The sequence below is a fragment of the Kitasatospora sp. NPDC093550 genome, assembly GCF_044764985.1.
Taxonomy (GTDB): domain Bacteria; phylum Actinomycetota; class Actinomycetes; order Streptomycetales; family Streptomycetaceae; genus Kitasatospora.
In genome coordinates this window covers 302,489-328,240 of record NZ_JBIWJF010000006.1, presented here as the reverse complement: position 1 = coordinate 328,240, position 25,752 = coordinate 302,489, and the positions used below count along the sequence as shown (strand labels likewise).

At 74.4% G+C, this 25,752-nt stretch carries 25 protein-coding genes; 11 read left to right on the top strand and 14 right to left on the bottom strand.

Annotated elements, in window-relative coordinates:
* The first annotated feature begins 553 nt into the window (after positions 1 to 553).
* Positions 554 to 2,071 (top strand): amino acid permease, encoded by a 1,518-nt coding sequence (locus ACIRD3_RS12450; RefSeq protein ID WP_402214614.1) that lies wholly within the window; start codon positions 554 to 556, stop codon positions 2,069 to 2,071.
* Here the strand turns inward: ACIRD3_RS12450 and ACIRD3_RS12445 are convergent.
* From ACIRD3_RS12445 to ACIRD3_RS12435, 3 genes are all read right to left on the bottom strand, one after another.
* Positions 2,022 to 2,696 carry a TetR/AcrR family transcriptional regulator gene (locus ACIRD3_RS12445; RefSeq protein ID WP_402214612.1) on the bottom strand — a complete coding sequence of 225 codons (675 nt, stop codon included), beginning with the start codon at positions 2,694 to 2,696 and terminating at the stop codon, positions 2,022 to 2,024. The two genes, ACIRD3_RS12450 and ACIRD3_RS12445, sit on opposite strands and share 50 nt — an antisense overlap.
* A 135-nt stretch (positions 2,697 to 2,831) precedes the next feature.
* Positions 2,832 to 4,007 carry an MFS transporter gene (locus tag ACIRD3_RS12440; protein ID WP_402214610.1) on the bottom strand — a complete coding sequence of 392 codons (1,176 nt, stop codon included), beginning with the start codon at positions 4,005 to 4,007 and terminating at the stop codon, positions 2,832 to 2,834.
* Positions 4,004 to 4,897 carry a pirin family protein gene (locus tag ACIRD3_RS12435; RefSeq protein WP_402214608.1) on the bottom strand — a complete coding sequence of 298 codons (894 nt, stop codon included), beginning with the start codon at positions 4,895 to 4,897 and terminating at the stop codon, positions 4,004 to 4,006. Before ACIRD3_RS12435 ends, ACIRD3_RS12440 begins: the two co-directional genes overlap by 4 nt.
* Before the next feature lie 199 nt (positions 4,898 to 5,096).
* On the opposite strand from ACIRD3_RS12435, the gene ACIRD3_RS12430 reads away from it, so the two are divergent.
* On the top strand, positions 5,097 to 5,669 hold the full coding sequence (locus ACIRD3_RS12430; protein ID WP_402214607.1) for an NADPH-dependent FMN reductase: 573 nt from the start codon (positions 5,097 to 5,099) through the stop codon (positions 5,667 to 5,669).
* A gap of 249 nt (positions 5,670 to 5,918) precedes the next feature.
* On the opposite strand, the gene ACIRD3_RS12425 is transcribed toward ACIRD3_RS12430, so the two are convergent.
* Positions 5,919 to 6,680, bottom strand: a complete 762-nt coding sequence (locus ACIRD3_RS12425) for a hypothetical protein (RefSeq protein ID WP_402214605.1) — start codon at positions 6,678 to 6,680, stop codon at positions 5,919 to 5,921.
* Between the two features lie 445 nt (positions 6,681 to 7,125).
* The gene (locus ACIRD3_RS12420; RefSeq protein ID WP_402214603.1) at positions 7,126 to 8,574 is read right to left on the bottom strand and encodes an amidase; all 1,449 of its coding nucleotides are present in this window, start codon (positions 8,572 to 8,574) and stop codon (positions 7,126 to 7,128) included.
* A 132-nt stretch (positions 8,575 to 8,706) separates the two neighbouring features.
* On the opposite strand from ACIRD3_RS12420, the gene ACIRD3_RS12415 reads away from it, so the two are divergent.
* Positions 8,707 to 9,309: a TetR/AcrR family transcriptional regulator gene (locus ACIRD3_RS12415; RefSeq protein ID WP_402214601.1), complete on the top strand. Its 603-nt coding sequence runs from the start codon at positions 8,707 to 8,709 to the stop codon at positions 9,307 to 9,309.
* A gap of 119 nt (positions 9,310 to 9,428) precedes the next feature.
* On the opposite strand, the gene ACIRD3_RS12410 is transcribed toward ACIRD3_RS12415, so the two are convergent.
* On the bottom strand, positions 9,429 to 9,824 hold the full coding sequence (locus ACIRD3_RS12410) for a nuclear transport factor 2 family protein (RefSeq protein WP_402214599.1): 396 nt from the start codon (positions 9,822 to 9,824) through the stop codon (positions 9,429 to 9,431).
* Between the two features lie 118 nt (positions 9,825 to 9,942).
* Here ACIRD3_RS12410 and ACIRD3_RS12405 point away from each other — a divergent pair, with 118 nt between their 5' ends.
* Complete coding sequence (locus ACIRD3_RS12405; protein ID WP_402214597.1) at positions 9,943 to 10,401, top strand: MarR family winged helix-turn-helix transcriptional regulator; 459 nt, start codon at positions 9,943 to 9,945, stop codon at positions 10,399 to 10,401.
* A 110-nt stretch (positions 10,402 to 10,511) separates the two neighbouring features.
* Positions 10,512 to 11,558: a WD40 repeat domain-containing protein gene (locus tag ACIRD3_RS12400; protein ID WP_402214595.1), complete on the top strand. Its 1,047-nt coding sequence runs from the start codon at positions 10,512 to 10,514 to the stop codon at positions 11,556 to 11,558.
* Between the two features lie 156 nt (positions 11,559 to 11,714).
* Here ACIRD3_RS12400 and ACIRD3_RS12395 read toward each other — a convergent pair whose 3' ends face one another.
* The 3 genes from ACIRD3_RS12395 to ACIRD3_RS12385 form a co-directional block, all read right to left on the bottom strand.
* Positions 11,715 to 13,325, bottom strand: a complete 1,611-nt coding sequence (locus ACIRD3_RS12395; protein WP_402214593.1) for a hypothetical protein — start codon at positions 13,323 to 13,325, stop codon at positions 11,715 to 11,717.
* 123 nt (positions 13,326 to 13,448) lie between these two features.
* The gene (locus tag ACIRD3_RS12390) at positions 13,449 to 14,162 is read right to left on the bottom strand and encodes a DedA family protein (protein ID WP_402214591.1); all 714 of its coding nucleotides are present in this window, start codon (positions 14,160 to 14,162) and stop codon (positions 13,449 to 13,451) included.
* Between the two features lie 114 nt (positions 14,163 to 14,276).
* Entirely contained in the window at positions 14,277 to 15,467 is a 1,191-nt protein-coding gene (locus tag ACIRD3_RS12385) for a glycosyltransferase (protein ID WP_402214589.1), read from the bottom strand.
* Between the two features lie 274 nt (positions 15,468 to 15,741).
* Here ACIRD3_RS12385 and ACIRD3_RS12380 point away from each other — a divergent pair, with 274 nt between their 5' ends.
* Positions 15,742 to 17,394: an Imm49 family immunity protein gene (locus ACIRD3_RS12380; protein WP_402214587.1), complete on the top strand. Its 1,653-nt coding sequence runs from the start codon at positions 15,742 to 15,744 to the stop codon at positions 17,392 to 17,394.
* A 65-nt stretch (positions 17,395 to 17,459) separates the two neighbouring features.
* Here ACIRD3_RS12380 and ACIRD3_RS12375 read toward each other — a convergent pair whose 3' ends face one another.
* Entirely contained in the window at positions 17,460 to 17,981 is a 522-nt protein-coding gene (locus ACIRD3_RS12375; protein ID WP_402214585.1) for a GNAT family N-acetyltransferase, read from the bottom strand.
* A gap of 132 nt (positions 17,982 to 18,113) precedes the next feature.
* Positions 18,114 to 19,277: an alpha/beta hydrolase gene (locus ACIRD3_RS12370; protein WP_402214583.1), complete on the bottom strand. Its 1,164-nt coding sequence runs from the start codon at positions 19,275 to 19,277 to the stop codon at positions 18,114 to 18,116.
* Between the two features lie 347 nt (positions 19,278 to 19,624).
* On the opposite strand from ACIRD3_RS12370, the gene ACIRD3_RS12365 reads away from it, so the two are divergent.
* Positions 19,625 to 20,098 (top strand): hypothetical protein, encoded by a 474-nt coding sequence (locus ACIRD3_RS12365; protein ID WP_402214581.1) that lies wholly within the window; start codon positions 19,625 to 19,627, stop codon positions 20,096 to 20,098.
* A 44-nt stretch (positions 20,099 to 20,142) separates the two neighbouring features.
* Here the strand turns inward: ACIRD3_RS12365 and ACIRD3_RS12360 are convergent, their stop codons facing one another.
* Positions 20,143 to 20,619: a rhodanese-like domain-containing protein gene (locus ACIRD3_RS12360; RefSeq protein WP_402214579.1), complete on the bottom strand. Its 477-nt coding sequence runs from the start codon at positions 20,617 to 20,619 to the stop codon at positions 20,143 to 20,145.
* Positions 20,620 to 20,796: 177 nt separating this feature from the next.
* The gene (locus ACIRD3_RS12355) at positions 20,797 to 22,068 is read right to left on the bottom strand and encodes an ATP-binding protein (RefSeq protein ID WP_402214578.1); all 1,272 of its coding nucleotides are present in this window, start codon (positions 22,066 to 22,068) and stop codon (positions 20,797 to 20,799) included.
* A 357-nt stretch (positions 22,069 to 22,425) separates the two neighbouring features.
* Here ACIRD3_RS12355 and ACIRD3_RS12350 point away from each other — a divergent pair, with 357 nt between their 5' ends.
* A complete protein-coding gene (locus ACIRD3_RS12350) occupies positions 22,426 to 23,058 on the top strand; it encodes a dihydrofolate reductase family protein (RefSeq protein ID WP_402214576.1) in 633 nt (210 codons plus the stop codon).
* Between the two features lie 63 nt (positions 23,059 to 23,121).
* On the opposite strand, the gene ACIRD3_RS12345 is transcribed toward ACIRD3_RS12350, so the two are convergent.
* Entirely contained in the window at positions 23,122 to 23,532 is a 411-nt protein-coding gene (locus ACIRD3_RS12345; RefSeq protein WP_402214574.1) for a RidA family protein, read from the bottom strand.
* Positions 23,533 to 23,647: 115 nt separating this feature from the next.
* Here ACIRD3_RS12345 and ACIRD3_RS12340 point away from each other — a divergent pair, with 115 nt between their 5' ends.
* The 3 genes from ACIRD3_RS12340 (at position 23,648) to ACIRD3_RS12330 (ending at position 25,752) form a co-directional block, all read left to right on the top strand.
* Positions 23,648 to 24,073: a winged helix-turn-helix transcriptional regulator gene (locus tag ACIRD3_RS12340; protein WP_402214572.1), complete on the top strand. Its 426-nt coding sequence runs from the start codon at positions 23,648 to 23,650 to the stop codon at positions 24,071 to 24,073.
* A 249-nt stretch (positions 24,074 to 24,322) separates the two neighbouring features.
* A complete protein-coding gene (locus tag ACIRD3_RS12335) occupies positions 24,323 to 24,763 on the top strand; it encodes an SRPBCC family protein (protein WP_402214570.1) in 441 nt (146 codons plus the stop codon).
* A gap of 302 nt (positions 24,764 to 25,065) precedes the next feature.
* Complete coding sequence (locus ACIRD3_RS12330) at positions 25,066 to 25,752, top strand: 2OG-Fe dioxygenase family protein (protein ID WP_402214568.1); 687 nt, start codon at positions 25,066 to 25,068, stop codon at positions 25,750 to 25,752.

The following is a 25,752-nucleotide window of genomic DNA, read 5'->3' as shown; positions in this document are numbered from 1 at the left end:
TGATGTGATCTGCGCCGCATTCGGTCGCATGCGGCGGGGCGGGTGGGGCGAGGCGGGTCGGACCGGGAGGTCCGGTGTCGGACGGCGGGGTGTCCGCCGGGTCAGCCGGTGACGGCGGCACAGGTGCGATGCCGCGGCCTCGCCGATCACGACCGGGATCGCCGCGCCCCGGTAGGGGCGCCCACCGTCGGCGAGCTCGCCGCGCCGAGGCCGTCGCAGCCCCGCGAGCGGGTGCCCCGCCGGCCCTCGGCCACGGGGCTGCGGCTCACCCCGAAGCGCCCGGACGAGCGGCAGCACGGTCTCCGCGTGCCCCGGGTACGTCACGGCGTCGTGGTGGTTGATCCCGCGGTTGCGGACCTTCCGGGTCGCCGCCGGCAGGCCGTAGGGGTCGTTGACGATCTTCTCCGGCTGGAGCGCGGTGGCGGTGTGTCCACGCCTCGGTCGGAGCGGACGGAGGACTTGATCACGACGGGTGGTCAGGGCCAGGATCTCCCCCGGTTGGATCACAACGGGGGGAGCCGTGATGTCCGAGGACCGGTCGGTCGGTCGTGGGTTGAGACAGCGACACATCGCCATGATCGCGCTGGGCGGGGCGATCGGAGCCGGGCTGTTCGTCGGCTCCGGCGTCGGGATCGCCGCGGCGGGGCCGGGGATCGTGGTGTCGTACGTGGTGGCCGGGGTGCTCACGGTGCTGGTCATGCGGATGCTCGGCGAGATGTCCGCCGCCCGCCCCGGCTCCGGGTCGTTCTCCGCGCACGCCACCCGGGCCTGGGGGCCGTGGGCCGGGCTGCTGTCCGGCTGGATGTACTGGGCGCTGCTGGTGGTGAGCGTGGCCGCGGAGGCGATCGGGGCCTCCCGGATCGTGGCGGGATGGCTGCCGCAGGTACCGGCCTGGGTGTGGGTGGCGGTGTTCATGGCGGTGTTCACCGGGACGAACCTGGCGGGCGTGCGGCACTTCGGCGAGCTGGAGTTCTGGTTCGCCGGGGTGAAGGCCGCCGCGATCTGCGCGTTCATCCTGCTCGGCGCCGCCGTCGTGCTCACCGGCCGCACGCCGGCGGTGGAGAACCTGACCGCGCACGGCGGCCTGCTGCCGCACGGCTGGCACGGGGTCGCGGTGGGCACGGTCGCGGCGGTCTTCGCGTACGGCGGGCTGGAGACGGTGACCCTCGCCGCCGCCGAGTGCGAGGACCCGGTGGCCGCGGTGCGCCGGGCGGTGCGCACGGTGCTGTGGCGGGTGGCGCTGTTCTACATCGGCTCGATGGCGGTGATCGTCGCCGTGGTGCCGTGGGACGATCCGGCGGTCGCCGGCGGCCCGTACGCGGCGGCGATCGGCCGGATCGGGGTGCCGGGCGCGGCGCAGCTGATGAACGCCGTCGTGCTGGTGGCCCTGCTGTCGGCGATGAACGCCAACATCTACGGCTCCTCGCGGATGCTGCACGCCCTCGCCGCCCGCGGTGACGCCCCGCGCCTGCTGACCCGGGGTGGCCGGGGCGGGCAGGGCGCTGTCGGCACCGTCGGCACCGGCCGCGCCGTGCTCGCCTCGGCGGCGTTCGGCTTCGCCTCGGTGGTGCTCAGCCTGCTGTGGCCGCGGACCGTCTTCCCGTTCCTGCTGAACTCGATCGGGACGGCGATCCTGGTCGTCTGGATCCTGATCGCCGCCTCCCACCTGCGGCTGCACGGCCGGCGGCGGAACGCGGACGGGCCGGAGCAGGAGCACGGGCCGGAGCAGGAGCGCGGGCTGCGGCGGGCGGCCCCGATGCGGGGCTTCCCGTACCTGGGTTACCTCGCGCTGGCGGCGATGGCCGGGGTGCTGGTGTTCATGCTGGTGGACCCGGGCAGCCGCAGCCAGGTGCTCTGCACCGGCGCGTGGACGGCGGTGCTGCTGCTGGTGGCCGGGCTGCGGCGGCGCCGTCGCGGGCCGGACGCCGATCCGGCCGCGGTACCGATGGCTGTGGCGGTGGCGGCCGTGACGGCGGCCCCGGACGCCGGGCCCGCCGTCGCCGGGGTCACCGCCGCCGTGGTCAATGCTCCCGCGCGTACCGTGCCAGGAACAGGTCGACCCCGGAGCTGATCATCCGGTGCAGCCCGGCCTCGTCCAGTTCGGCGTCCGGGCTGAAGGTGCGCACCAGCTGCGGCACGCCCACCGTGCAGGCGACCAGCTGCTGCACGGCCAGCGCCGGGTCCTCCACGGCGAGCACGCCGCGGCGGTCCAGCTCGGCGAAGGCCTCGATCAGCGGGCCGTTGTTCATGTCGTAGCTGACCCGGTACCAGAGCTGGCCCAGCTGGGGGAAGCGGTCGATCTCGCCGATCACCAGGCGGCGCAGCGACATGATGTCGGGGCGCAGCAGGATGCGGGTCCAGTCGAGGGTGAGGGTGATCAGCGCGGAGCGCAGGTCCTCGGCCTCGGCGATGGTGGAGTTCCACGGCTTGAGGTCCTCGTAGGTGGTGGGCAGGATGCCGCCGATCACCGCGAGGAAGAGCCGTTCCTTGCTCCCGAAGTGCTTGTAGATGGTCGCCTTGGAGACGCCGGAGCGGGTGGTGATGGCGTCCATGGAGGCGGCCGAGTAGCCCTCCTTGAGGAACTCGGCGAGTGCGGCGTCGATGATCGCCTGCCGGCGCCGCTGGGCGGCGTCGGTGGGCCCCGGGATGATCGGGATGCCGAACTCGTCGGTCGGCTGGGGGCTTTCGGCGGCCATCGGGGGTTCTCCTCGGGTGCTCGGGGGCTCGGTACTCGGGGTGCTCGGTGCTCGGTGCCGGGTGCTCGGGGGAGGCAGTACTGGTCAGTATAGGAAACTGAACGGTACGGTCGGTACGCCTGGCGGCGAGCCCGGTCAGTGCACCAGCGACGCCGCCAGCTGCGGGCCGAGCGCCGCGCCGAGCAGGAACACGAGGTTGAACAGCCCGATCGCCTCCGGCCGCCGCTGCGGCGCCACGGCCTCGGCTGCGGCGCCGGTCAGGACGCCCTGGCCGCCCGCGTTGACGCAGGCGCCGGCCCCGGCGCCCAGCAGCACCAGCGGCGCCCAGGGGCCGAGCGCGGCGAGCGCGAGGGCGGCGAAGGAGACGCCGAGCAGCAGGCCGGTGGTGCGCCGCAGGCCCAGCCGGGGCGCGGCGCGCACCAGTGACCAGGAGAGCAGCGCGCCGGTCAGGGTGGCGAGCGAGCCGACGGCGCCGGTCTGGACGGCGCTCCAGCCGGTCAGCCCGGCGACCCGCCGCGGGGCGCCGTAGACCAGGCCGAAGTTGACGGTCGCCAGGGTCAGCATCACCGCCGCGACGGCCCGGAAGCGGGGCACCGCCAGGGCGTCCAGGCCGAGGAACGAGCGGCGCGCCGGCTTCGCACCCGCGCCCCGCGCCGGCGCCGGTTCGGAGCCGCCGCCCGGGCCCGCGGCCGGTCCGGCGCACCCGCGCAGGGCGGCCGGCAGCACCGCCAGGGTCAGCACCGGCAGCACCAGGCAGGCCCGCCAGTCCAGCGCGGCCGCCACCGCCGCGCCGATGAACAGTCCGGCGGTGCCGCCCGCCGCGCTGCCGATCGCCACGACCCCCGAGGCGCGTCCGTCGGGTTGGCGCGCGGCCAGTTGGAAGGCGGCCACGTTGAATCCGGCCGCGCCGACCGCCAGCAGGACGCGCCCCGCGACCAGCGGGCCGAGGACCGCCCCGGCGGCGAGTGTGACCAGGACGCCGAGCAGCAGCGCCCCCGCGGAGGCGATCAGCAGCGCCCGGGGGCCGCGCCGCCCGGCGGTGCCGGTGAGCAGCGGGGTGCCGAGCATCATGCCGAGCCCGTAGCCGCTCATCAGCCAGGCCGCGGAGTCGGGGCCGGTGTGCAGCTCCCGCGCGATGGCGGGCAGGACGAGGCTGGGACTGGAGAGTCCGGCCGCGCCCGGGGCGGCGACCGCCGCGAGCAGGAGGCCGGTCCGGAGCGACCCCCGTGCGCCCCGGCCGGTGCCTGCTGTCGGCGCTTGCACCCGGGGCGCGGCCGCCCGTGCCGCCGTGTTCAGCGCTCCCGGACTCATTTCGGGATGCTCCCGAACTTTCCGTTCGCGAAGTCGAGTTGGGCCTGCCGCAGCTCGGCCTCGGTGTTCATCACGAACGGGCCGCCGCGGGCCACCGGCTCGCCGATCGGCTCGCCGGCCAGGACCAGCACCTCGGCCGGACCGTCCGGCGCGGCGACGGCGATCCGCTCCCCGTCGTGCGCCAGCACCGCGAGCTGGCCGTCCGCCAGCGACGCGTCGGGCAGTTCGACGGCGCCGGAGAGGACGTAGACGGCGGCGTTGTGACCGACCGGCACGGTGAATTCGGTCCGTCCGCCGGCGGCCAGCACGGCGTGCGCGAGCAGGATCGGCAGGTGCGTCTCGAAGGGACCGGCCACGCCGTGGCTGCGGCCCGCGATGACCTTGACCCGGCTGCCGTCCTCGGTGGGCACCACCGGAATGGTGTCGGGCCCCTGGTTCTGGCTGCGGGCCGGGAGGTCCTTCAGCCGGGCGGGCAGGTTCACCCAGATCTGGAGGAGGTGCTGGCGGCCGCCGTGGGCGAGCAGTTCCGCGGTCGGCTCGTTGGAGTGGACGATGCCGGCGCCGGCGGTGAGCCACTCGACCTCCCCGGCCACGCTGGTGCCGCGCCGGCCGGTGGAGTCGGCCCAGTCCATCGCGCCCTCGATGAGGTAGGAGACCGCCTCGAATCCCCGGTGCGGGTGGGAGGGGGCGCCCTTGGCCTCGCCGGGGGCGAGCAGCAGCGGACCCGTCTGGTCGACCATCAGGAACGGGTCGAGCATCGGGAGTTCGGCCACCGGGAACGGGCGGCGGACGGGGAAGCCGGCGCCCTCGAAGGTGTGCACGGGATCGATGACGGTGGTGGTCGAGCGGAGGGGGGCGGCCTGGGCCGCGGCGAGCTGAGTCGTCGTCATGCCGAAAACTGAACTACACGACTCAGTTCAGAGTCAAGACTGAACCGTCTGGTTGACGCATTGAACTGAACCGTTTAGATTTTCGGCGTCGGAACGACCGGCCGGCGCTTCGCCCGCGCCCCGCCCCCATGGGGCCCGCACCGGACCCGCCGACCCCGGTCAGCCGGAACCCGCACCCACCACCGCAAGGAGCACCGACATGAGCGCGTCCAAGGTCTTCGCCATCTCCGGCTCGCTGCGCGCCGAGTCGCACAACACCGCGCTCCTGCGCGCCGCCCGGACGTTCAACCCGGCCGGCATGGAGATCGAGATCTACGACGGCCTGCGCGACATCCCGCCCTACGACTACGACCTGGACCACCCGGGCGTGCGGCCGGCCGTCGTCGAGGAACTGCGCCGCAAGGTGTCCGAGGCGGACGGCCTGCTGATCGCCACCCCCGAGTTCAACTACTCGATCCCCGGCGTGCTGAAGAACGCCCTGGACTGGCTGAGCACCGACTGGAGCAAGACCGAGGGCCTGCCGCTGCACCGCAAGCCCACCGCGATCATGGGCGCCGCGCCCACCAACTTCGGCTCCGTCCGTGCCCAGCTGGCGCTGCGCCAGGTCTTCGTCTGGACCGACAGCGACGTGGTGGTCAAGCCCGAGCTGGTCGCCTTCCGCTCGCACGAGCGCTTCGACGACGAGGGCGACCTGATCGACGAGGGCACCATCGGCATCCTCAAGGACCTGCTCACGGCCCTCCAGGGCAAGATCGACGCCGCCCGCTCCTGACCCGTCCGCCCCCGACGGCCGGCAGCCCTCCCCCGCACGGCCCCGGCCCGCACCGGACCCGTGCGACTCCCCCATGCGGCACGAAGCCCCAACCGATCTCGGTTGGGGCTTCGTGCCGCATGGGGGCGGGGGCCGCGGGCGCTCGCGCCGCGCGCCGGGGTCCGTCCGCTCCGGCGGGCCGGGTCCCTGCCGTGACGGCCCGTGGGCCGTCGACGAGCCGGGCAGGCCGTCACCGCCGGGTTCCGTGGGTCAGGCCTTGGCCTTGAGCCCGGAGACGAGCTGGCCGCTCAGCTTCTTGGCGGTGGCCGCGCCGTTGTCGCCGCCGTCGTTGGCGAGCACGGTGACCACGGAGGTGCCGACCCGCGCCGCGATCAGCGTGTCGCCGTTCTGCCAGGCCGAGTCGGTCACCGTGATGACGTACGCCTCGTCCCCCAGGCCGGCCAGCGGCGCCTCGGTGACCTTGGTCTTGCTGCTGGTCTGGGCGTCGGCGAACGACGGGCAGGCCAGGGCGAGCTTGCCCAGCGCGCCGATCACCGTCTGCGCGGTGGCGCCCTGGTAGACGTCGATCTCCTGGGCGATCTCCGCGGAGGTGTTCTTGTTGACGTAGTCGTTCTGGGCGAACGACACACCGGTGATCCCGGTGATGCCGGTCCAGGACGTGCCGCCCAGCCGGGTGCAGTCCGGAGTGGGCACGTCGGCGGCGGCCGGCTGGACGTAGGTGTCGCCGGTGTCGCGCGAGCCGGCCGAGTCGAGGGCGAAACCGGACGGGAAGAAGGAGGCGGGCGCCAGCAGGGCCTTCAACTGGGCGCCCGTCAGCAGGCCCGCGTTCGGGCCCGCGGCCTTCGTCGCGACCGGCGAGGGGGCGGCGGTCGTCGTCGCGGCGGACGAGGAGGGGGCGGCCGAGGAGGGGGCGGCCGGGGCGGCGGACTTGGTGGAGGTAGGCCCACAGGCCGTCAGGGCGAGCGGCAGAGCGAGGGTGGAGAGCAGTCTGACGGCGGGAGAGAGACGCATGGGAGCCTGATCCAGGGAGTGCACGGGGGGCGCGGCGCGACACCGTGGCCGCCCCGCAGCGGGGCCTGGCCCATCGCCAGATCCTGAGCGGGGACGATAATCAGCCAAGATCACTGGATGGGCACATTTCGGCCACGGAACGCTGGGGGCAGGAGTTCCCACCGAACCTTCCCGACACCGGCACGGTCCGACCACGGATCGACCACACCCCCGCACGCGTTCCGGAGCACTCCGGCCTTGATGCGCTCCGGCGCGTTCACCGTCGACGTCGACCACGCCGACGCGACCCTCACCGCCCTCGCCGAACGGGGACGAGCGCGTGGCCGAAATCCGCCCGTCCGCCGGGGCTCCGCCCGCGGCCGGAGCCCTGGGGACCGGCTCAACGGCGGCTTCCGCGCAGGGTGCGCCGTCAGGTGCGCAGGCACCGTCAGGCGTGGGAGCGCCGTCAGGCGTCGTGGTCGCCCGCCCACACGGCGGGGGTCCGCTGCGCCCAGGGAGCGGCCCGCTCCAGCTGTCCGGCGAGACGGAAGAGGACGTCCTCGCGTCCGTATCCCGCGGCGAACTGGACGCCGACGGGGAGTCCGGTGGCGGGGTCGCTCTCCAGGGGGACGGACATGGCGGGGGTGCCCGCGACGTTGAACGGGGCGGTGAAGGGCGAGCGGTGGAGGACCTGCCGGAGCCAGCCGAGGCCGTCGGCGTCCTCGGCACCCTCGGCGTACGTGCCCAGCGGGACGGGCGGTTCGGGCAGGGTCGGGGTGAGCAGTAGGTCGTAGTCGGTGAAGTAGCGGCCGATCGCGCGCGCGACGCTGTTGCGCAGCGCGAGCGCGCGGACGAACTCGGTGCCGCTGACCCGCCGGCCGTAGGCGTGGCTCGCCAGGGTCTCGGGCTGGAGGGTGGCGGGGCCGACGGGCCGCCCGAGGGCGGCGGCGAGATCGTCGATCCACGTCGCCAGGTTGGCGGTCCACAGGCGGGCGTTGGCCAGGGTGAATTCCTCCCAGCTGGCGCCGAGGCCGACCCGGACCTCCTCCACCCGGTGCCCCAGCGACTCGGCCAGCCGGGCGGCGCGGAGGGTGGCGTCGACGACGGTGCGCTCGACGGGCCGGCCGCACCAGGGCTGCGTGAGCAGGCCGATCCTCAGGCTGCCCGGGGCCCGGAGGACCTCCTGCGCGTAGGGCCGCTCGGGGCGCTGGGCGGCGTACGGGTCGCCCGCCTCGGGGCCGTGGACGAGGTCCAGGAGCGCGGCGCTGTCGCGCACCGAGCGGCTGAGCACGCCGTGGACGGCGAGCCCGTTGAAGACCTCGTCCGTGTCGGGGCCCATGGAGATCCGGCCGCGGGTGGGCTTCAGCCCGAACAGGCCGTTGGCGGCGGCGGGGACGCGGATGGAGCCGGCCGCGTCGGTGGCGTGGGCGAGCGGGACGACGCCCGCGGCGACGGCGGCTCCCGAGCCGCCGCTGGAGCCGCCGGGGCTGCGGGCCGGGTCCCAGGGGTTGCGGGTGGCGCCGTACAGGACGCCTTCCGTGGTGGTGCTGTACGCGAATTCCGGTGTGGCCGTGCGGCCGAGCGTCACCAGTCCGGCGCGGCGGAAGCGCGCCATGAGCGCGGAGTCGGCCGCGGCGACGTTTCCCCGGGCGAGGCGGCTGCCCAGCTCCACCCGCTTGCCGGCCATCGCGACGGCGAGGTCCTTGATCAGGAAGGGCACTCCGGCCAGGGGTGTGCTGCCGGGGGCCGGGGTGTCCTGGGCGGGCCAGGTCTCGACGACGGCGTTGAGCCGCGGATTCACCGCGTCGGACGCCCGCTGGGCGGCCGCGGCGAGTTCCGCGGCGGTCACCTGGCCGCGGGCCACCAGGTCGGCCAGGCCTATGCCGTCGTGGGCCGCGTATTCGGAGAGCTTCATCGTCGTCCCTTCGGGAGGATCGGTACCGGTCGGTCCCATGCGATACCGATCGGTATCGCATGGGACTGACCGGTACCGTAGCATTGCGGCGAGGGCGGCACGACGCCCCCACCGGAGCGATGAGGGGCCCCCATGTCGACCACGGAACGAGCCGGCAGGCAGAGCAGGGTGGCCAAGCTGCCGCCCCGGGAGCGGATCCTCGACGCGGCGGAGGAGCTCTTCTCGCGCGAGGGGATCAAGGCGGTGGGCGTCCAGGCGATCGCCGACCGGGCCGAGACCACCAAGATGGCGCTGTACCGCCATTTCGCGACCAAGGACGCGCTGGTCGAGGAATGGCTGCGCATCGTCGCGGCCGACTACACCGCCGCGTTCGACCGGCTGGCGGACGCGCACCCCGACGAGCCCCGGGCCCAGATCCTGGGGCTGGCCCGGTTCATCGCCGACGGACTCCCGGGGCTCTCCCACCGGGGGTGCCCGTTCATCAACTCCCTCGCGGAACTGCCCGACCGAGGCCACCCGGCGCGCCGGCTCATCGAGGCGCACAAGGCCGGCCAGCTGCGCCGCCTCACCGACCTGTGCGCCCGCGCCGGGCTGCCCGATCCGGACCAGGCGGCCGCGGAGATCACCTTCGTCCTCGAAGGCGCCCAGGTCAGCGCCCAGAACGGGAGCGTCGAGCACGCGGGTGAGCGGCTCATGCGGATCGTCGAGGCCGTCCTGGACCGCCACCCGGCCTGAGCCCCTCCCCCGCAGGGCCCGGTCCGCACCCGGACGGACGCACGGGAGGCGGGGCGCGAGGGCGGCCGCGGCCGCCCTCGGGGCGAGGGGGCCGCGGCCGGGGATCCTTGCGGCGCCGGTCAGTTGCGGGCGCTGCCGAGGTTCCGGTCGGCGTCGGCGCCCGCGAGCAGGAGGGTGGTCTCCTCGATGCGACGGAAGCGGCCGTCGGGGGCGAACTCGCCGAAGAGGTAGACCTCCATGCGGACGGTGGAGCCGTCGGTCTTGACGATCTCCATGGTGTGGCGGTCGGCGTAGCGGTCGCCGTCGGCGAGTTCGTCGTGGACCTCGACCGAGCCGCCGGCGACGACGGTGCGCAGGTGGGCGATGTGCTCCAGGAACTCGGTGCGGTCAGCCCAGTCGCCGTCGGTGCGCTGGCGGTAGTCGGGGGCGAAGTGCCGGTCCGCGGCCTCGTCCAGGGACAGGCCCGGGGTGAGGAGCAGGTCGGTCAGGGCGGCGCGGACGTCGGTGTGGGTCATGGGAGTTCCTCGGGTGTGATGACGGAGTCCCGCACGGCCGGTGCGGGAGATGCGTGCCTTGAGCACGCTTATGACTGTAGCAGAGAAAGCGTGCTTCAGGCACGCTAAACTTTCGGGCATGACGACGAACACGACCGGACACGACATCGCCTACGCCCTCGGGCTGCTCCTGCGGCGCAGCACCCGCGCCCGCATCTACGACCGCCTGACCGAGGGCCTGGGAGAACCGGTCGACGACCTCACCTATCCGGTCCTCAGCGGCCTCGCCCGCACCGGCCCGGCCAGCGCCGCCGACCTCGGCCGCGAGATCGGACTCGACCGCACCACCGTCACCCGCCGCGCCGACCGCCTCGAACAGGGCGGCCTGCTGCGGCGCCAGCCCGACCCGGCCGACGGCCGCGCCACCCTCCTCGCCCTCACCGACGACGGCCACGCCGCCGTGGCCGCCACCCGGCAGCGGCTGGCGGACGCCATCGAGGACGCGCTCGCCGCCTGGCCCGAGGCCGACGCCCGGGACTTCGCCCGCCACCTGCGCCGCTTCGTCGAGGAAGGGCCGTTCACCGCGGACCGCGACTGACCGCCGCCGGACAACGGCCCTGCCCGCCCGGCTGGTAGCGTCGCGGCGGTCCCGGGGGCCGCCCCTCGGACGGCCCCCTCCCCCGCGGACGACAGCGAGGTACGGCAGCCATGCGCCCGGCGACCCCTTTCACGGCCTGGCACAACCCGCTGCTCGGCACCGGGCAGCTGCTCGGCGCCGAACTCGGCGGGCGGCCGGCGGTCATCCGCCCGGTCTTGGCCCCGGTCCGGGGCTTCGCGGCGTACGACGCCGAAGACGGTTCCCTCGTAAGGGAGTTCGCGCTCGACGCGGGATTCACCGGCGGCCCGCAGTGCCGGATGCACCTCGACGCGGGCGGTGAACGGCCGGTGCTGGTGGCCCTGGAGTCCCGGGGGCTGCGCGGGACGGTGGTCCAGGTCGACCTGGTCACCGGCGAGCGGGCCTGTCCCGACACCTGGGGCAAGCGGCGCAAACCGTGGGGCCGCCGGTGGCCGCGGATGTCGGCGGTGGTTCCCCACCGCGGTGAAGACGGTCGGCGGACCCTGCTGCTCGGGTGGAGCGACGGCCGCGTGGACCGGGTCGACGCGGTGACCGGGGAGGCGGCCGGACCGCGGATGCGCGGCACCGGCCGCGCGCAGGTGTGGTCGCTGGCCGCGTTCACCGCCGCGGACGGCGCGGCCCGGCTGGCCGGCGCGGACGCCGACGGGCTGCTGCGGATCTGGGACGTGGCGACCGGCCGGCGGGTGGGCGACCCGGTCAAGGCGCACAACGGGCCGGTCTCCCGCCTCGTCCCGTACCGGGCGGACGGCCGGATGCTGCTGGCCACCGGCGGCACGGACCACTCCGTACGGATCTGGGACCCGGAGAGCCGCACGCCGCTCGGCAGGACGATGGTGCACCCCGAGAACACGCTGGGCCTGTGCGCCTACCGGGCGGACGGCCGGCCGGTGCTGGCCGTCGCCTCGAACCGCCTCCACCGCTACGACGCCCTCACCGGGCAGCCGGTGGGCGAGCCGGTCGACGGCTGGGAGGAGGACGCCTGCCTGGCCGTGTGCGCCGTCCGCGTGGGCGACCGGGTCGCCCTGTTCGGGGCGGACGAGATCGAGCTGCGGCGCTTCGACGGCGCCACCGGCGAGGAATGGCCTGCCGAACGGCCATGGCAGCAAAGAGACTTGTAGCGGCGGCAGGTCACGGGCTGTGACGGCCCGCCGTCTCCACCGGTCCGGTCCGGTGCTGTCCGGTGCTGTCCGGTGCGCGGGCTAGTCCCCGAGGACGGCACCCGTGCGGCCGTGGGCCCGTCCGGTCGGGCGGGCCCTCGGCCGCGGGGAGCGGGATCAGTGCAGGGTGCCGAGGTCCTTCGGGGCGGTGGTGCCGCTGAAGGTCAGCAGGTGCCGGTCGGCGGTGACGGCGTACAGGTCGGGCTGTCCGTCGCCGTCGCCGTCGCCCGAACTGCCGAGCGTCGGGTACGCGGCGACCGGGAAGCTGCCGATCACGGTGCCCGTCGTCGGGTCGGCCAGCGCGGTGACGTCGTACCGGCCGTCGGCGCCCTTGGCGATCGGGTGCGTGCGCAGTTCGCCGGTGGCCCGGTCGCGTGACCACAGGGCGAGCGTGCCGTCGGCTGCCTTGCCCGGAGCGATCAGGTCGTACCCGGCCCAGGCGCCCGTGGTGGAGATCTTCACGAAGGTCTGGTAGCCGTACAGGAAGCCGGGGTCGGTGGAGAGCCAGAGGTCGCCGTCCTCGACCGTGAGGATCGAGGTCCGCTGGTCCGTTCCGAGCGCGCCCAGGGGCACCAGCTGGGTGGCCTTCGACCAGCCGGGGGTGAAGCCCTCCGGGACGGCCGGCGGGTCGAACGGGTTCACGTCCCGCCCGACGGAGATCACGCCGCGGGCGAAGGCACCCATGTCGAAGTTGCGGTAGAGGGAGATGGACGCGTCGCCCGGCCGGTGGGCCATCAGATCGTCCACGGGCGCGTGCGACCGGTCCCAGCCGCGGTGCAGGAGCTGCACGCCGTTCCACCCGGCGCCGCCCGGGGCGCGGACGGCGGCGACGGTCGAGGTCGGCGCGGTGGTGGTGGCGTCCGCGCTGATGATCTGGAGGTTGCCGGCCGTGTCGGGCAGCAGGATGTCCGGAACGCCGTCGCCGTTGACGTCGCCCGGGGCGACGGGCGGGTTCGGGTTGGAGGGCGCGTAGAAGGTGTAGGTGACCGGCGGGGTGGTGTTGCCCGCGTTGTCGACGGCCTGCACGGTGAGGACGTTGGTGCCCCACTGGGCGGGCTTCAGCCGGAACGTCGCGGTGCCGTCGGCGCCGGCCGCCACGGTGCCCGCGCCCTGGCACGGCGTGCCGACGCTCGGCGTGCCGTTCAGGACGTACTGGTAGCAGGCCACGCCCGAGCCCTGGTCGGTGCCCTTGACGGTGAAGGTGCCGTTCTGGCCGGCGTACTTGAGCGGGGTCGCCCCGCTGCCGGACGCCGGGAAGTCGGTGGATTCGACGGTGAACTGCGGGGCGGTGGCATCGACGCCGAAGTGGCAGGCCGCGGTCGGCTTCCCGCCGCCGGGGCCGTAGTCGGGCCAGACCTGCCAGGAGTAGCCGGCCCCCTCGGCCAGGCCCGCGGGCCGGACCTGCACGGTGCCGTCGGCGGCCGTCCGCGCGCTCTGGTCGAAGATCTTGGCGCCGGTCTCGTCCCACACCTTGAAGCGCGCGCCGGGCGCGGTGGTGCGGGCGGTGAGCGTGGGCTCGGTGGTGCTGATCCAGCCGGGCGTCGTGGTGTCGTCGCAGGCGTCGGTGGACACCCGGGTGGTGAGCGAGCCCGGGCTCGGGACGGCCTTGGGGTCGGTCACGGCCGACTGCCCGTTCTCGGCCGTGGCCGTGGGCACTCCGACGGTCATCAGGACGACGGCGGCGGCGCCCAGCGTGACGGCCAGGCGCCCACCGATGGTGGCTGACATGCGGTTTCCCCCTGTTTCGAACGCGTTCGATCTCGCGGCGGGAGCACTCTGTCAGCGGGCCGACCCGACGTCAACCGCATTCGAGCGCATCGTGGCGACCGCAGGACGCGCAGCCGGTGGGGGTCAGGGCTCCCGCCCGTCGCTGTCGGTATCGGTGTCGCTGTCGCTGTTGCCGGCGCCGGCGCTGTCGCCGTCGCCGTCGCCGTCGGTGTCGGTGTCGCTCGGGGGATCGCTCCCCCGTGAGCGGTGGCGGCGTACGTACCAGACCAGCAGGGCGACGGCGACGAGCACGGCGATCGCGAGGGCGGCGACCCGGCCGACCGTGCCCTCCACCCTGCTGTAGGCGGCTCCGGCGAAGTAGCCGAGGAGGGTGAAGCCGACGCCCCAGGCGAGTCCGCCGAGGGCGTTGTAGAGCAGGAAGCGGCGGTAGGGCATGCGGGACATCCCGGCCAGCGAGGGCACCAGCGGGCGGAAGAAGGCGATGAAGCGGCCGACGAACACGGCGGCCGGCCCGCGCCGGCGGATCAGGTCCTGCGCCGTTCCGACCCGCTTGGCGTGGCGCCGCAGCGGGCGGGTGCGCAGGATCGCCGGGCCGAGGTGGCGGCCGATCTCGTAGCCGACGGTGTCGCCGAGGACGGCCGCGCAGACCACGACCAGGACCATCCAGCCGAGGGAGACCCGGCCCTGGTGGGCGAGGAAGCCGCCGAGGACGGCGGCGGTCTCGCCGGGGATGAAGAAGCTGAAGAACAGGGCGTCCTCGGCGAGGACCATGGCGCCGACGACGGCGTACACGACCGGGCCGGACAGGCCGCGCAGCCAGTCGGTGATCGCGTGCATCAGCCACACCCGTCGGCGATCGGGGCCCCTTTCCGCCCCAATATAACGATGTGTCCCCATACCGGCCCCGGTGCCTGCGGCCGCCGGACGGCGGCCGCGGGCACCGGGCGGGTGTCACCCGAGGCGGGCCGCGCCGGCGGAACTCAGGGCCTCGAAGTTCGCGACGAGGTCGGCGGGGGACGGGAGGGCGTCGATCTCCGCCTTCACGGCCGCGGCCGCCTTCCGCAGGGAGTCGTCCGTGACCAGCCGTTCGAGCAGGGCGGTGTCGACGGTGTCCAGGCTGGAGGTCAGCGCGAAGCCGGCGGCGCGGCCGGCGGCGGCGTTGGCGAAGTTGTCGGCGCCCTGGGGCAGCATCAGCTGGGGGACGCCCAGCGCGGCGGCGGTCATCATGCTGCCCGAGCCACCGTGGTGGACCACGCCGTCGACGGCCTGGAGCAGCTGGCTCAGCGGCACCCAGGGCAGCGGCCGGACGTTGGCGGGCAGCGTGCCGAGCGGGGTGAGGTCCTCGTCGCCGACGGCGAGCAGGACCTCGGCGTCGAGCGCCCCCGCCTGCTCGACCAGCCGGGAGACGGGCGCGATGCCCTCCCACTCGGTGAACACCGTGCCCAGCGTCACCGCGATCCGCGGCGTGGTGCCGCGGCCGATCAGGTCGGCGGGGACCGTCCCGCCGCCGTTGTAGGGCACGTACCGCACGCGCCAGCCCCCGCCGTCCCCGCCGAGCGAGGCCGGCACGACGTCCACGACGCCGGCCGGAGCGGTCGGCTCGACGCCGTGCGCCCGGTAGTCGGCGGCGAGCAGGCGGCGCAGGCGGGCGGCCGCTCCGCCCGAGGTCACCCCGAAGTTGTGCGCCACGGCGGGTATGCCGAGCTTGGCGGCCACCAGCGGGGCGGCGCCCTGGAAGGACTCGTGCACGACGACGTCCGGCCGCCAGCGCCGCCCGAGCTCCAGCAGGCCGTCGATGGTCGGGCGGCCGAACTCGGCGAAGCCGAGCGCGCTCAGCTCGTGCGTCTCCTCCTCCGTCCGCTCCGCGTCGGCGAAGCGGACGTCCTTCGGCAGCGCGCGGGCGAAGGCCTCCCTGAGGGAGGTCCCGTCGCCGACCTCGACGACGGGCAGTCCGGTGTTGCGCAGGATCGCGAGCGGGGGCTGGCCGGCGAACAGGACGTCGTGGCCGGCCGCCCGCAGGGCCAGCGCGGTGGGGATCACGGGGAAGATGTGGCCGACCGCCCCGGGGGCGGTGAACAGGACGCGCACGGTGGTCCTCCTGATGCGAACGGGTTGCTCGTGGTCGAGCTCGGCTGTGGCCACGTCGCCCCTGGTGAGCCGGTGGCCGCCCCCCGGCGGCCACTGCCAGGAAGCCTGTCACGGCCCGCACCGGCCGGGCAGTTGTCTTTTGTGACGAACGATCACCTGGCGGACGATCGGGTTTCCTCCTACTCGCCAGGGGCCGCTCCCTTGCCACGCCGCCGCGGGTGTGTCCCGACGGTCGGGCCCGTGACGGTCCTGACGGCGGCCCCGCGGGCCGCGGTGTCCGACCCGCCGCCTAGGCTGGGGCCCAGTCGATGATCAAGGGGGCAGGACCGTGCGGATCGAACGTCACCAGGTGGACGGGGCGCGGGTGGCACAGGCCGGCGAGGACTTCGTGAACCGGATCGGGCGGCAGGTCCACTCCTACGCGCGCGCCGATCTGATGACCACCACCGAGTGGCAGCTGATCGCCGACTCCTACCTCGACTACCTCGGCGCCCTGTCCACCACCCGGCCCGCCCTGGACACCCCCGAGGCCAAGGCCGTCCTCAAGGACGCCACCGAGGCCGCCGTCGGCGCCGTCTCCTTCGCCGCCTACTACCCGCACGACGGGTTCCACGTCTTCCTCGACTACCCGAACTTCGGGATGAGCTACCGGCGCGAGGAGGGGCTCGAACGCGACCCCCGCCACCGGGTCAGCGCCGCGGAGTGGCTCGACGCCTTCTGCCTCGCGATCGTCTCCGACAAGGTCTCCCCGCACGGCGAGGCCTTCTGCTGGGCCCGGCAGCTGATGCCCGACGAGCCGCTCACCCCCGCCCTCGAACTCGTCGACGGCTTCGCGGCCCACTTCTTCGAGGAGTTCGACGTGCCCGCCGGCACGCAGCCCGGCCTGCGCGCGCTGCGCGCCCTCACCGACGGGGACCGCGAGGCCTTCGACGCCGCGCTGCTCGCGCTGCTCCAGGACGGCCCGCACGGCCGCGGGCCCGCCGGCCTCCTGCCGCTCGTCCCGATCGCCCTCGCCGCGCTCGCGTACCGCACGTACGGCTGGCTGCCGGCCGTCGACACCGACTACCTCCCGCACGCCCTGGTCACCGGCTTCGAGACCCCCGAGCCGCGCGTCCGCGGCCTCGGCCGCGACCGGCGTGCCGACGCCGTGGCCCGGCTCGCCGCCGGGCCCGTCGACCTCGACCGGCCGAGCCCCGCCCGCCCCCTCAGCCCGGACAGCGAGGCCCGGTTCGAGCGGCGCACCCTGGAGGCCCTCACGCCGAAGGACGGCCAGCCGCTGGACGCGTGGGAGCTCACGAGCGCCCTGCGGTACCAGAGCTGGCTCCTCTCGGCGCGCGCCTCGCAGTCCGCCGACGCCACCGACGCCCAGCTCGCCAACCTGCGGCTCGGCTCCCGGCTGGGGGCCGCGGCGTTCCGGGCCGCCCTCGCCGCACCGGGCACCGAGGCCGAGGTGACGGTCGACGGCCGGACTCTGCGCTTCCCCGCTTGCCGGGACCGGGACTTCGGCCCGGTGTTCTGGGAGACGGCCCTGTCCTACGCCCTGATCACCGGCGACCCCGAGGACCTCGAACCGCTCCTCCTGGCCGGCCCCACCATCGCCGCCGAGGACCGCACCCCGTTCGCCCCGTACCGCACCGCGCTGCACGACCACCTCCGCGGCGCCGACCCGCTCCCGGACACCGAACGGGCCCTGAAGGAGGCGGAGCGCACCCGGGACCAGGGCTACCTCCCTCCCCCGGTCGTGCTGTTCTCCCAGCTCGTCGAGGGCGACGAGACCAGCTTCAACCTCGCCCTGCTGGACGCCCTGGAAGCCCACCGCGACCACCACAGCGTCGCCGACCGCGCCACCGACACCGACGCCCCGCTCAACCTCGGCATCCTCGCCCTCGCCTGCCACGCCCGCCGCAGCCGCGGCTGGGCCGTGCACGTCCGCTCCCCCTACCTCCCGCCGCGCCTGCTGGCGGCGGCGGGGCGCGCCTGACGCGTCGCGCGCAACCGGAGCGCGCGAGCCGGCCGTGGCGGGACGTCCCGGGCCGGGACGTCCGGCTACGGCCTGGGGTCGGTGCGCAGGAGGCCGTACATGACGGAGTCGCGCCATTCGCCGGCGCGGAAGGTCACGGCGCGGTGGACGCCCTCGCGGGTGAAACCGACCTTCTCCAGGGCGCGCTGCTCGGCGAGGTTGCCGGTCTCGGTGTCCGCTTCCACGCGCATCACCGGGGTGCAGGCGAACAGGTAGTCCACCAGGAGGCGTTGGGCCCGGGTGCCGATCCCGCGCCCGCGTGCGTGCGGGGCCAGCTGGATCCCGATGTTCCAGTACGGCATGGTGGGCAGCAGGCCCATCCGGTCGGCGGCGACGAAGCCGCAGAACTCGTCGCCGAGGACGACCGCGAAGATCCACTGGTCGTCGCCGAGCAGCCCGTGCTCCTCCCAGCGGCGGCGGAGCCGCTCGGGATCCCGCCAGCCGTGCCACTGGAACTCGCCGGTCGCTTGCGGGTCGTTGATCAGCCGGCCGAGGGCGGGGAGGTCGGCTTCGGCTACCGGGCGCAGGGAGACCGCTTCATCGCTCACCCGGTCACCCTAACCACCCGGAGCACCAGGCGCCCTGACGCCCGGTCGCCCGCCTCGCGCGGGTCGACGCGCCGGCCGGCGCCGGGGAGAGGGTGACGCCCCGGGCCGGCGGGCGGACGAGCGATCGGGGGCTCAGCGGGGCGGGATGATGCCGCTCAGCCAGGTGAAGGTCGGGACGACCAGGGGCTTCCAGGTGGAGGTCAGGTGCGCGCCGGTGGTCTCGAAGGGGGTGACGGTGGTCGGGCTCTTCGCCGCCTGCTGCAGGGCGGTGGCGTCCTCCAGTCCGTCGCCGCGCTTGCCGGTCACGTAGAGCGCGACGTTCGGCGGGGTCGCGGCGTGCGTGAGGATGTGCAGCGGGTTCGCGCTGTCGCGCAGCTTCGGGTCCTTGCCGGTCAGTGAACTCGGTTCGCCGGCCGGGTCGTTGTAGCCGGACATGCTGATCGCGGCGCGGTAGCGGTTGGGGTGGGAGAGCGCGAGGCGCAGGGCGCAGTGGGCGCCGGCCGAGTAGCCGGACAGGGCCCAGCGGTCCGCGGTGGTGTCGGCCCGGAAGTTGTCGACGATCATCTGCGGGACGTCCCGGGAGAGCCAGGTGTCGGCGTTCACCTTGCCCGGGACGTCGGCGCAGCCGGTGTCGGTGTTGCCGAAAATGGTGACCCGCGGGGCGACCAGGATGAACGGCGTGACCTGGCCGGACTTCATCCGCGGTTCGAGCTGCTTGGTCGCTTCCATGGCGTCGCCGAACCAGGCGCTGGAGGATCCGGGGAACCCGACGAGCAGTTCGACCACCGGGAAGGTCTTGTCCTTGTAGGCCGGGTCGTCGTACTGCGGCGGCGTCCAGACCAGCACCTCGCCTTCGACTCCGGAGAGCCGGCCCTTGAGGTCGGCCTGCTTCACGTTCCTGGGCACCGCGTCCGAGTCGGGCGCGTGGAAGGCCTGCGGCACCTTCGGCGCGGGGCTGCCGGACGGGCCGGCGGACCGGTCGCCGGCCAGGCCCTCGTCCTTCGGGGGGACGGGCACGGACCGGACGTGGCTGGAGTTGCCCAGCAGGTCGCCCCAGCTGTCGTAGAGCTGGTTCTCGTTGTTGACGATCACGAAGACCAGCGCCACCGCGGTGAACTGACAGAGCAGCACGGTGCCGAGGTACGAGAGGGCGCGCAGCGGGGTGCGCCGCCCCTGCGCGGTGCGGGCCGGCTCGAACAGGGCCCCTCTGCCCAGCCATTGCGCCATCGCCAGCGCCAAGGAGGCCGCGAACAGGACGACGGTGAGGACGAAGAAGGGGGTGCCGGTCAGTTTCATCGCGTGCGTGCCTGGTTTTCTGTGCCGTTCGGGCCCGTGTACCCGGGTCTCCTGTGGGACAGCTGGGAACTGCCGTTCGGTTGCGCCGTTTCCGGGAGTTTCCTGGGAACGGCCGAGCGCGGTCGTGCGCCCGCCGGCGGCTGATCGGGCGGCTCCACCGGCTGACGGGCGATGAGGACGCCGGTGTCCGTGACGAGGCCGGGCGGATCCTCGCGGGGCTGCGGCCGCGCGGGGACTGGGCCGGCGGCCCCTCCTGATCGGGGCGCGCGGGCCGGGAGCTGAACCCCGGTTAGGCTGAAACCCGCACGTCAATGGGCGTGCACGGCGGCCGGGGAGGGTTCTGGGCAGTGGAGACGATGGGCGAGCTGGACGAGCTGCGGGCGCGGGTGGAGGCCCTGGAGGCGGAGGTCGGCCGACTGCGCGAGCAGTCCGCGACGACGCGCGAGAAGGCGACGCATGTGAAGGCGCGGCCCGTCAGGACGCGGCGCGCACCGGCGGCACCGGCGACACCGGCCGGTCGCGACGGCACCGGTACGACGGCCCCCTCCGCCGACGTCTCCCCCGTGAACGACCACCCCCGGCTGCCCGACCCCGACCCCGTCCCCGCGCCCCGGGCCGAGCCGCGCGGGACGATGACCGACCTCGCGGACGCCCTCGGCGTCATGGTCTCCGACCAGGCCGAGCAGACCCGGGTGCTGCGGGCCCACGCCCGGACCCTGGAGACCCAGAGCAGCACGCTCGCCCGCCACGGCCAGTTCCTGGAGAGCCTCCTGGCCGGCCAGGCCGTCCTCCACCAGGAGCTGCGCCGCGAGAACCGCTGAGCCCCACGGCACCGGAGCTCGGGCCCCGGTCCCCGGCGGTGCGGTCAGCAGGCGCAGGAGATGCCTGAGCGGGGGGCGGTGAGGTCGTCGACGGGGCGCTGGTCGGGGCCGGCGGCGGTGTCGTAGGCGAAGCCCTCGCGGGCCCAGTACTCGAAGCCGCCGAGCATCTCCTTGACCTGGTAGCCGAGGCGGGCGAAGGCCAGGGCCGCGCGGGTCGCGCCGTTGCAGCCGGGGCCCCAGCAGTAGGTGACCACCGTGCGGGCCGGGTCGATGAGCTGCGGTGCCAGGTCGGCGATCCGCGCGGTGGGGAGGTGGAGGGCGCCGGGGATGTGGCCCTGGTCCCAGGCGGCCCGGCTGCGGGTGTCGACCACCACGATGCCGGGTGCGCCGGAGGCCAGGTCGGTGTGGACGTCGGAGACGTCCGCCTCGAAGGCGAGCCGGGCGGCGTAGTGGGCGGCGGCCTCGGCCGGGGTGGCGGCGGGCACGCTCAGGACGGCGCTGGCGGTGGCGGTGGCGGGCATCGCGGTACCTCGTGTTCTGGCTGGTCGGGGCGGGTCCGGTGAGCCGGCGGGCCGGGTTTCCCCGGCCGGCCGTGGTTCCATCCTCTGCTCACCGGCCCCGCTGGACGAGTGGCGTGAACGCCTGGGGCCGCCAAGATTCCGCCAGGCGTACGGGGTGACGTGTCGTCCTGCCCGGGGTCACAGCCGGGCGTGGGCCCCGATGTCGGCGCGGAAGGCCTCGACCATGGCGGCCGTCACCGTCGGGCGGCTCGCGCCGATCGCGGCGAGGTGGTCGGCGGTGGTCGCTCCGGGGACGGCGTCGTCGCGTTCGAAGGCGGTCTGGGCCGCCAGGCGCGCGGCGTGCTCGATGTCGGCGGGTGAGAAGCGCTCGCTCGCGGCGACCAGGGCGGCGATGTCCACGTCGGCGCGGTCGGTGTCGAGCGCGTAGCGCGACCAGATCGCGGTGCGGGCGTCCGCGTCGGGCGGGCCGATCGGGATGACGTAGTCGAAGCGGCCGGTGCGCAGGAAGGCGGGGTCGAGGGAGCGCACGGAGTTGGTGGCGCAGACCAGCAGCCGTCCGTCGCGTTCGCGGAAGCCGGGGATCAGTTTGAGCAGTTCGTTGGTCACCCCGTGCATCGCGCCGGTCTGGCCGGCCTCGCCGCGTACGGGGGCGATCTCCTCCACCTCGTCGATGAAGACCAGCACCCGTTCCAGTTCGCCGATCCGCGCGAACGCGCTGCGCAGGGCTGCGGCGAGGTTGCCCTCGTCGGCGAGGCGGGAGGGCAGCAGTTCGACGAACGGCCAGCCCAGGCGGGAGGCGATGGCCCGGGCGAAGGTGGTCTTGCCGGTGCCGGGCGGGCCGAACAGGGTGATCGCGCGCGGCGGGCGGACCCCGTGGCGGGCGGCGCGTTCGGGCTCGGCGAGCGGCAGGACGATCCGGCGCTCGATCAGTTCCTTCTCGGCGGTCATCCCGGCCACCTCGTCCCACAGGCCTCCGCTCAGCAGCCGCCCGCCGAGCTCGTCGAGGGTGCCGGGCGCGGAGCCGGCAGCGGGCTCGGTCTTCTCGAAGTACGCGGCGGCGGGCCGCCGTTCGTAGCCGGCGTTGTGCAGCCCCTCGCCGAGCAGTTCCTCCTCGGGCAGCACGTAGGCGATCCGCCGCACCCGGGCCTCGACCAGGCGCCGCTCCAGTTCCCGCAGGAGCGCGCTGGCCAGGCCCCGTCCGCGCCAGGCCGGGGCGATCGCCACCCGCATCACCCAGGCCCGCTCGCCCGCCCCGGCGACCTGGGCGAGTGCGGCCCCGATCGGCGTTCCCCGGTGGACCGCGACGACGGCGGGCTGGCGCGCGGTGAGCGCGGCGATGCACTCGGCGAGCGAGAACACGGATTCCTGCCCGAGCCCGGCGGTGCTGTCGATGAGGTGGACGACGGGGGCCAGGTCGTCCTCCCGGTAGTCGTGGATCAGCCAGTTCACGTGCGTCGCTCCCTGAGGTCGCCGGTGCCGGTGGCGCGGATCGCGCCGGTGGTGCGTGGTGCCGATCGCGCCGGTGGTGCGTGGTGCGGATCGCGGATTGCGGCGAAGGTAGGCGGGCCGGGCGGGGGCCGTCGCGTGCCGGCCGGGACAACGCGGCGTGGACGAACCGTACGGCGCGGCGTCTTGCCCCCGGCCCCGGCGGACCCCCGCCGCTCGGACCGCGCGACGCGCTCCGGACGGCCGGGCCGGGCGGGGCCCGGTGCCCTATCGTGAGCCGGAGTGCCGCGCGGCGATGAGTTTTCGGGCCCCGGCAGGTCTACATCTCGACCGGGATCACCGACTCATCGGGAGTACGTCATGGGCCACATCGACATCGAGCTGTTCGCGACCCTCGACCTCGTCGGGCAGGCGCCCGGCGGTCCGGACGAGGACCCGGTCGGGTTCCCGTTCGGCGGCTGGCAGGCGCCGCTGCTCGACGAGGCCACCGGGGCGCAGATCCTCGCCGCGTACGAGGGCACGGACGCCCTGCTGCTCGGCCGGCGGACGTACGACATCTTCGCCGCCTACTGGCCGCAGCAGAAGGAGGGCGAGATCGCCGAGCTCTTCAACCGCGTCCCCAAGTACGTGGCCTCCCGGGGCAAGCCGGAGCTCCCCTGGGCCGGGTCCGTGCAGCTCGGCCCGGACCTGGCCGCCGCGGTGCGGGAGGTCCGCGACCGGCACGAGCACGTGAAGGTGGTCGGGAGCCTGGACCTGGTGCAGAGCCTGCTGCGGGAGAAGCTCTTCGACCGCGTCGACCTCTGGGTGCACCCGATCATGCTCGGCGTCGGGAAGAAGGTGTTCGGCGACGGCACGGTGCCCACCAACCTCACGCTCCTCCAGCCCCCGGCCGTCGGCACCCAGGGCACCGTGTTCCTGCGCTACGGGCTCGCCGACGGCACGCCCCGGACGGGCGACATGAGCGCACCCGACCGCGGCCTCGGCGACAGCTGACGACCGGCGGCCCTCCCGGGGGGCGGCGGTCCCCCGGGTTCCGGCCCTCCCCCGGGTGGCGGCTCAGTCGAGCAGCGCGGTCGCCTCGACCTCGATCAGGACGTCCGGCTCGAAGAGCTGCTCGACGCCGATGAGGGAAGCCGGGGGCATCGGCAGGGACAGGCCGATCTCCGGCCCGACGGCCTCCACCCCGGCCATCAGCTCCCCGATCCGCTCGGGGCTCCACCGGGTCACGTAGAAAGTCAGCCGCAGCACGTCGGCGAACGAGGCACCCGCCGCGGTCAGCCCGACGGCGGTGTTCCGCAGGGCCTGGGCGACCTGCCCGGCGAGGTCCCCGGGGGCCACCGGCGACCCGTCGGGCCGGCGGGCGACCTGTCCGCTGACGTGGACGTGCCGGGTGCCGGTCCCCACGGCGACGTGGTGGTACGGAGTGGGCGCCGGCATGCCCGGCGGGGTGAACTGCCGTACAGCCATGAGGCATCTCCTGTTCGTGGAAGGGGGGTTGACGGGCCCGTCCGTTGACGTCCCGTCCAGGTATCCGGAAGATACTTGGGATCCGGAAGGCACTTCAACGAGACCAGGTTTCGCCATGGATACCCCCGCCACCCCCGCCGCCGCGGACGCCGCGATCGGAGCGACCGGCGCGACCGGCGCGGAGGAGCTGCGCATCACCGCCCCGCACCGCGAACTGCTCGACCAGGTGCTCGACAAGTGGTCCGTCAGCGTCCTGGAGCAGCTCTGCGAAGGCCCCTGCCGCTTCAACGAGTTGCGCCGGGCGATCCCCGCGGTCACCCAGAAGTCCCTGACCGCGACCCTGCGCCGGCTGGAGCGCAACGGCGTGATCGAGCGCGAGGTGACCGCCACCCGCCCGGTGGCGGTCACCTACCGGATGACCGCGCTCGGCAAGACCCTGCGGGCTCCCGTCGAGGTCCTGCTGGCCTGGGCCGACCGGCAGCTGCCCGCCGTCGAGCGCGCCCGCCTCGCGTTCGACGAGCGGCCGGACGAGCGCCTGTGACCTGCTAGTATTCCTGTCGTCGCGAGGGAGATGACCCCTCGCCAGGCGTCAGCGGTGCTACCAGAGCACGCCCTACTTTCAGTAGGGAGAGTCCGTGCGACCCGGGCCTGGCGCTCCACCGTCGGACGAGGTCCGGCACCCGCTCGGGTGCCGGACCTCGTTCGCGTTCGCGCGGCGTTCCCGGAGTTGCCGCCGCCCGGCGGACGGCGCAGATTGGCGGGAGCGCCGGCGACGTGGAGAGGTGCGGCGATGAGCACGGTGGTGGAGTCGATCGACGTGGACGTGCCCGTCCGCGCCGTCTACGAGCGGTGGGCGACCTTCGAGGAGTTCCCGCGGTTCATGGACGGGGTGGAGGAGGTACGGCAGCTGGACGACCGCCGGGCCCACTGGCGGACCAGGATCGCCGGGCTGTCCCGCGAGTTCGAGACCGAGGTCGTCGAGCGGGTGCCCGACGAGCGGGTCGCCTGGCGCACCACCGGCGAGAGCGTGAAGCACACCGGCACGGTCGACTTCGAGCCGCTCGGCCCGGGCCGGACCCGGGTGACGATGACCATGGTGTTCCGGCCCACCGGCCTGGCCGAGCGGGCCGCCGACAGGCTGGGCGTGCTCGGCGTCCAGGTGCGCGGCGACCTGCGCCGCTTCAAGCGGTACGTCGAGGACGCCGCCGGGGACTCCACCGGGGCCGAATAGGCCGCTCGCCCGGCCCGCCCGCCCGGCCCGCGCGGCCGGGCCGGAACGCGTGACGCAGCGTCACCACCGGCCGACCCGCGCCGCCACCACGGCCCGGCGGCGTCCCGTCGTGCCCGGGCTACCCCTTGCCATCATGACGCGGTCTTGTCAATATGACGTGATGGTGAACCGTCAATGAACTCCGCGCCACATCCGTGGGTTCCGCTGATGATCATCTTCTCGTACCTTCGACGCCAAGCGGATCGACCGTCAGAACGGCCGCGGGTGTCCCCACCTGTGGCCAGACCCTCCTGGGAGGCTTCATGGTTCTGAATGCGCAAGGCTTCGCCGTCATCGACACACCCCCGCTCGACGAGTACACGCTGTCCCAGTTCGAGAACCTTCCCCTCGACCCGTACACCGGCTCCCGTCAGCGCTTCCGGCGCTTCTCCCAGTTCAGCCTCACCCATGACGGTGAGTGGCGGCTGGAACTGCTGCCGCACCGTCACTTCGCCCAGCCCCGCCAGTACAACGACCTGGTGGGCGGCCGGCTGCGCACCCTGGAGCCGCTCACCGTCGACCCGACCCCGCTGATCGCCGCCGGGGCGGAGGCGCTGGGCCTGGACAAGGGCACCAGGTGGCAGCTCAACGTCCACCAGTGCCGGGTGGTCTCCACCCCCGAGGTCGAAGGCGTCGCGGCGCCCGAGGGCCCGCACCGCGACGGGCACCACTTCGGCTTCGTCGCCGTGACGCGCCGTCACAACATCTCCGGCGGCGAGACCCAGCTGATGCCGCTCGGCGGCGGCGAGCCGTTCTTCCGCACCACCCTGCAGGACGGGCAGGCCATCGTCTTCGACGACCGGACCATGTTCCACCACGTCACCGACATCGAGCACCTCACCGAGGAGGGCGGCCACCGGGACGTCTGGCTGGTCGCGGTGAACCCCTGGGAGAACCGCCGGTACGGCGAGGAGTACGAGGCCGAGGTCCTCGCGAGCATGGAGGCCTGA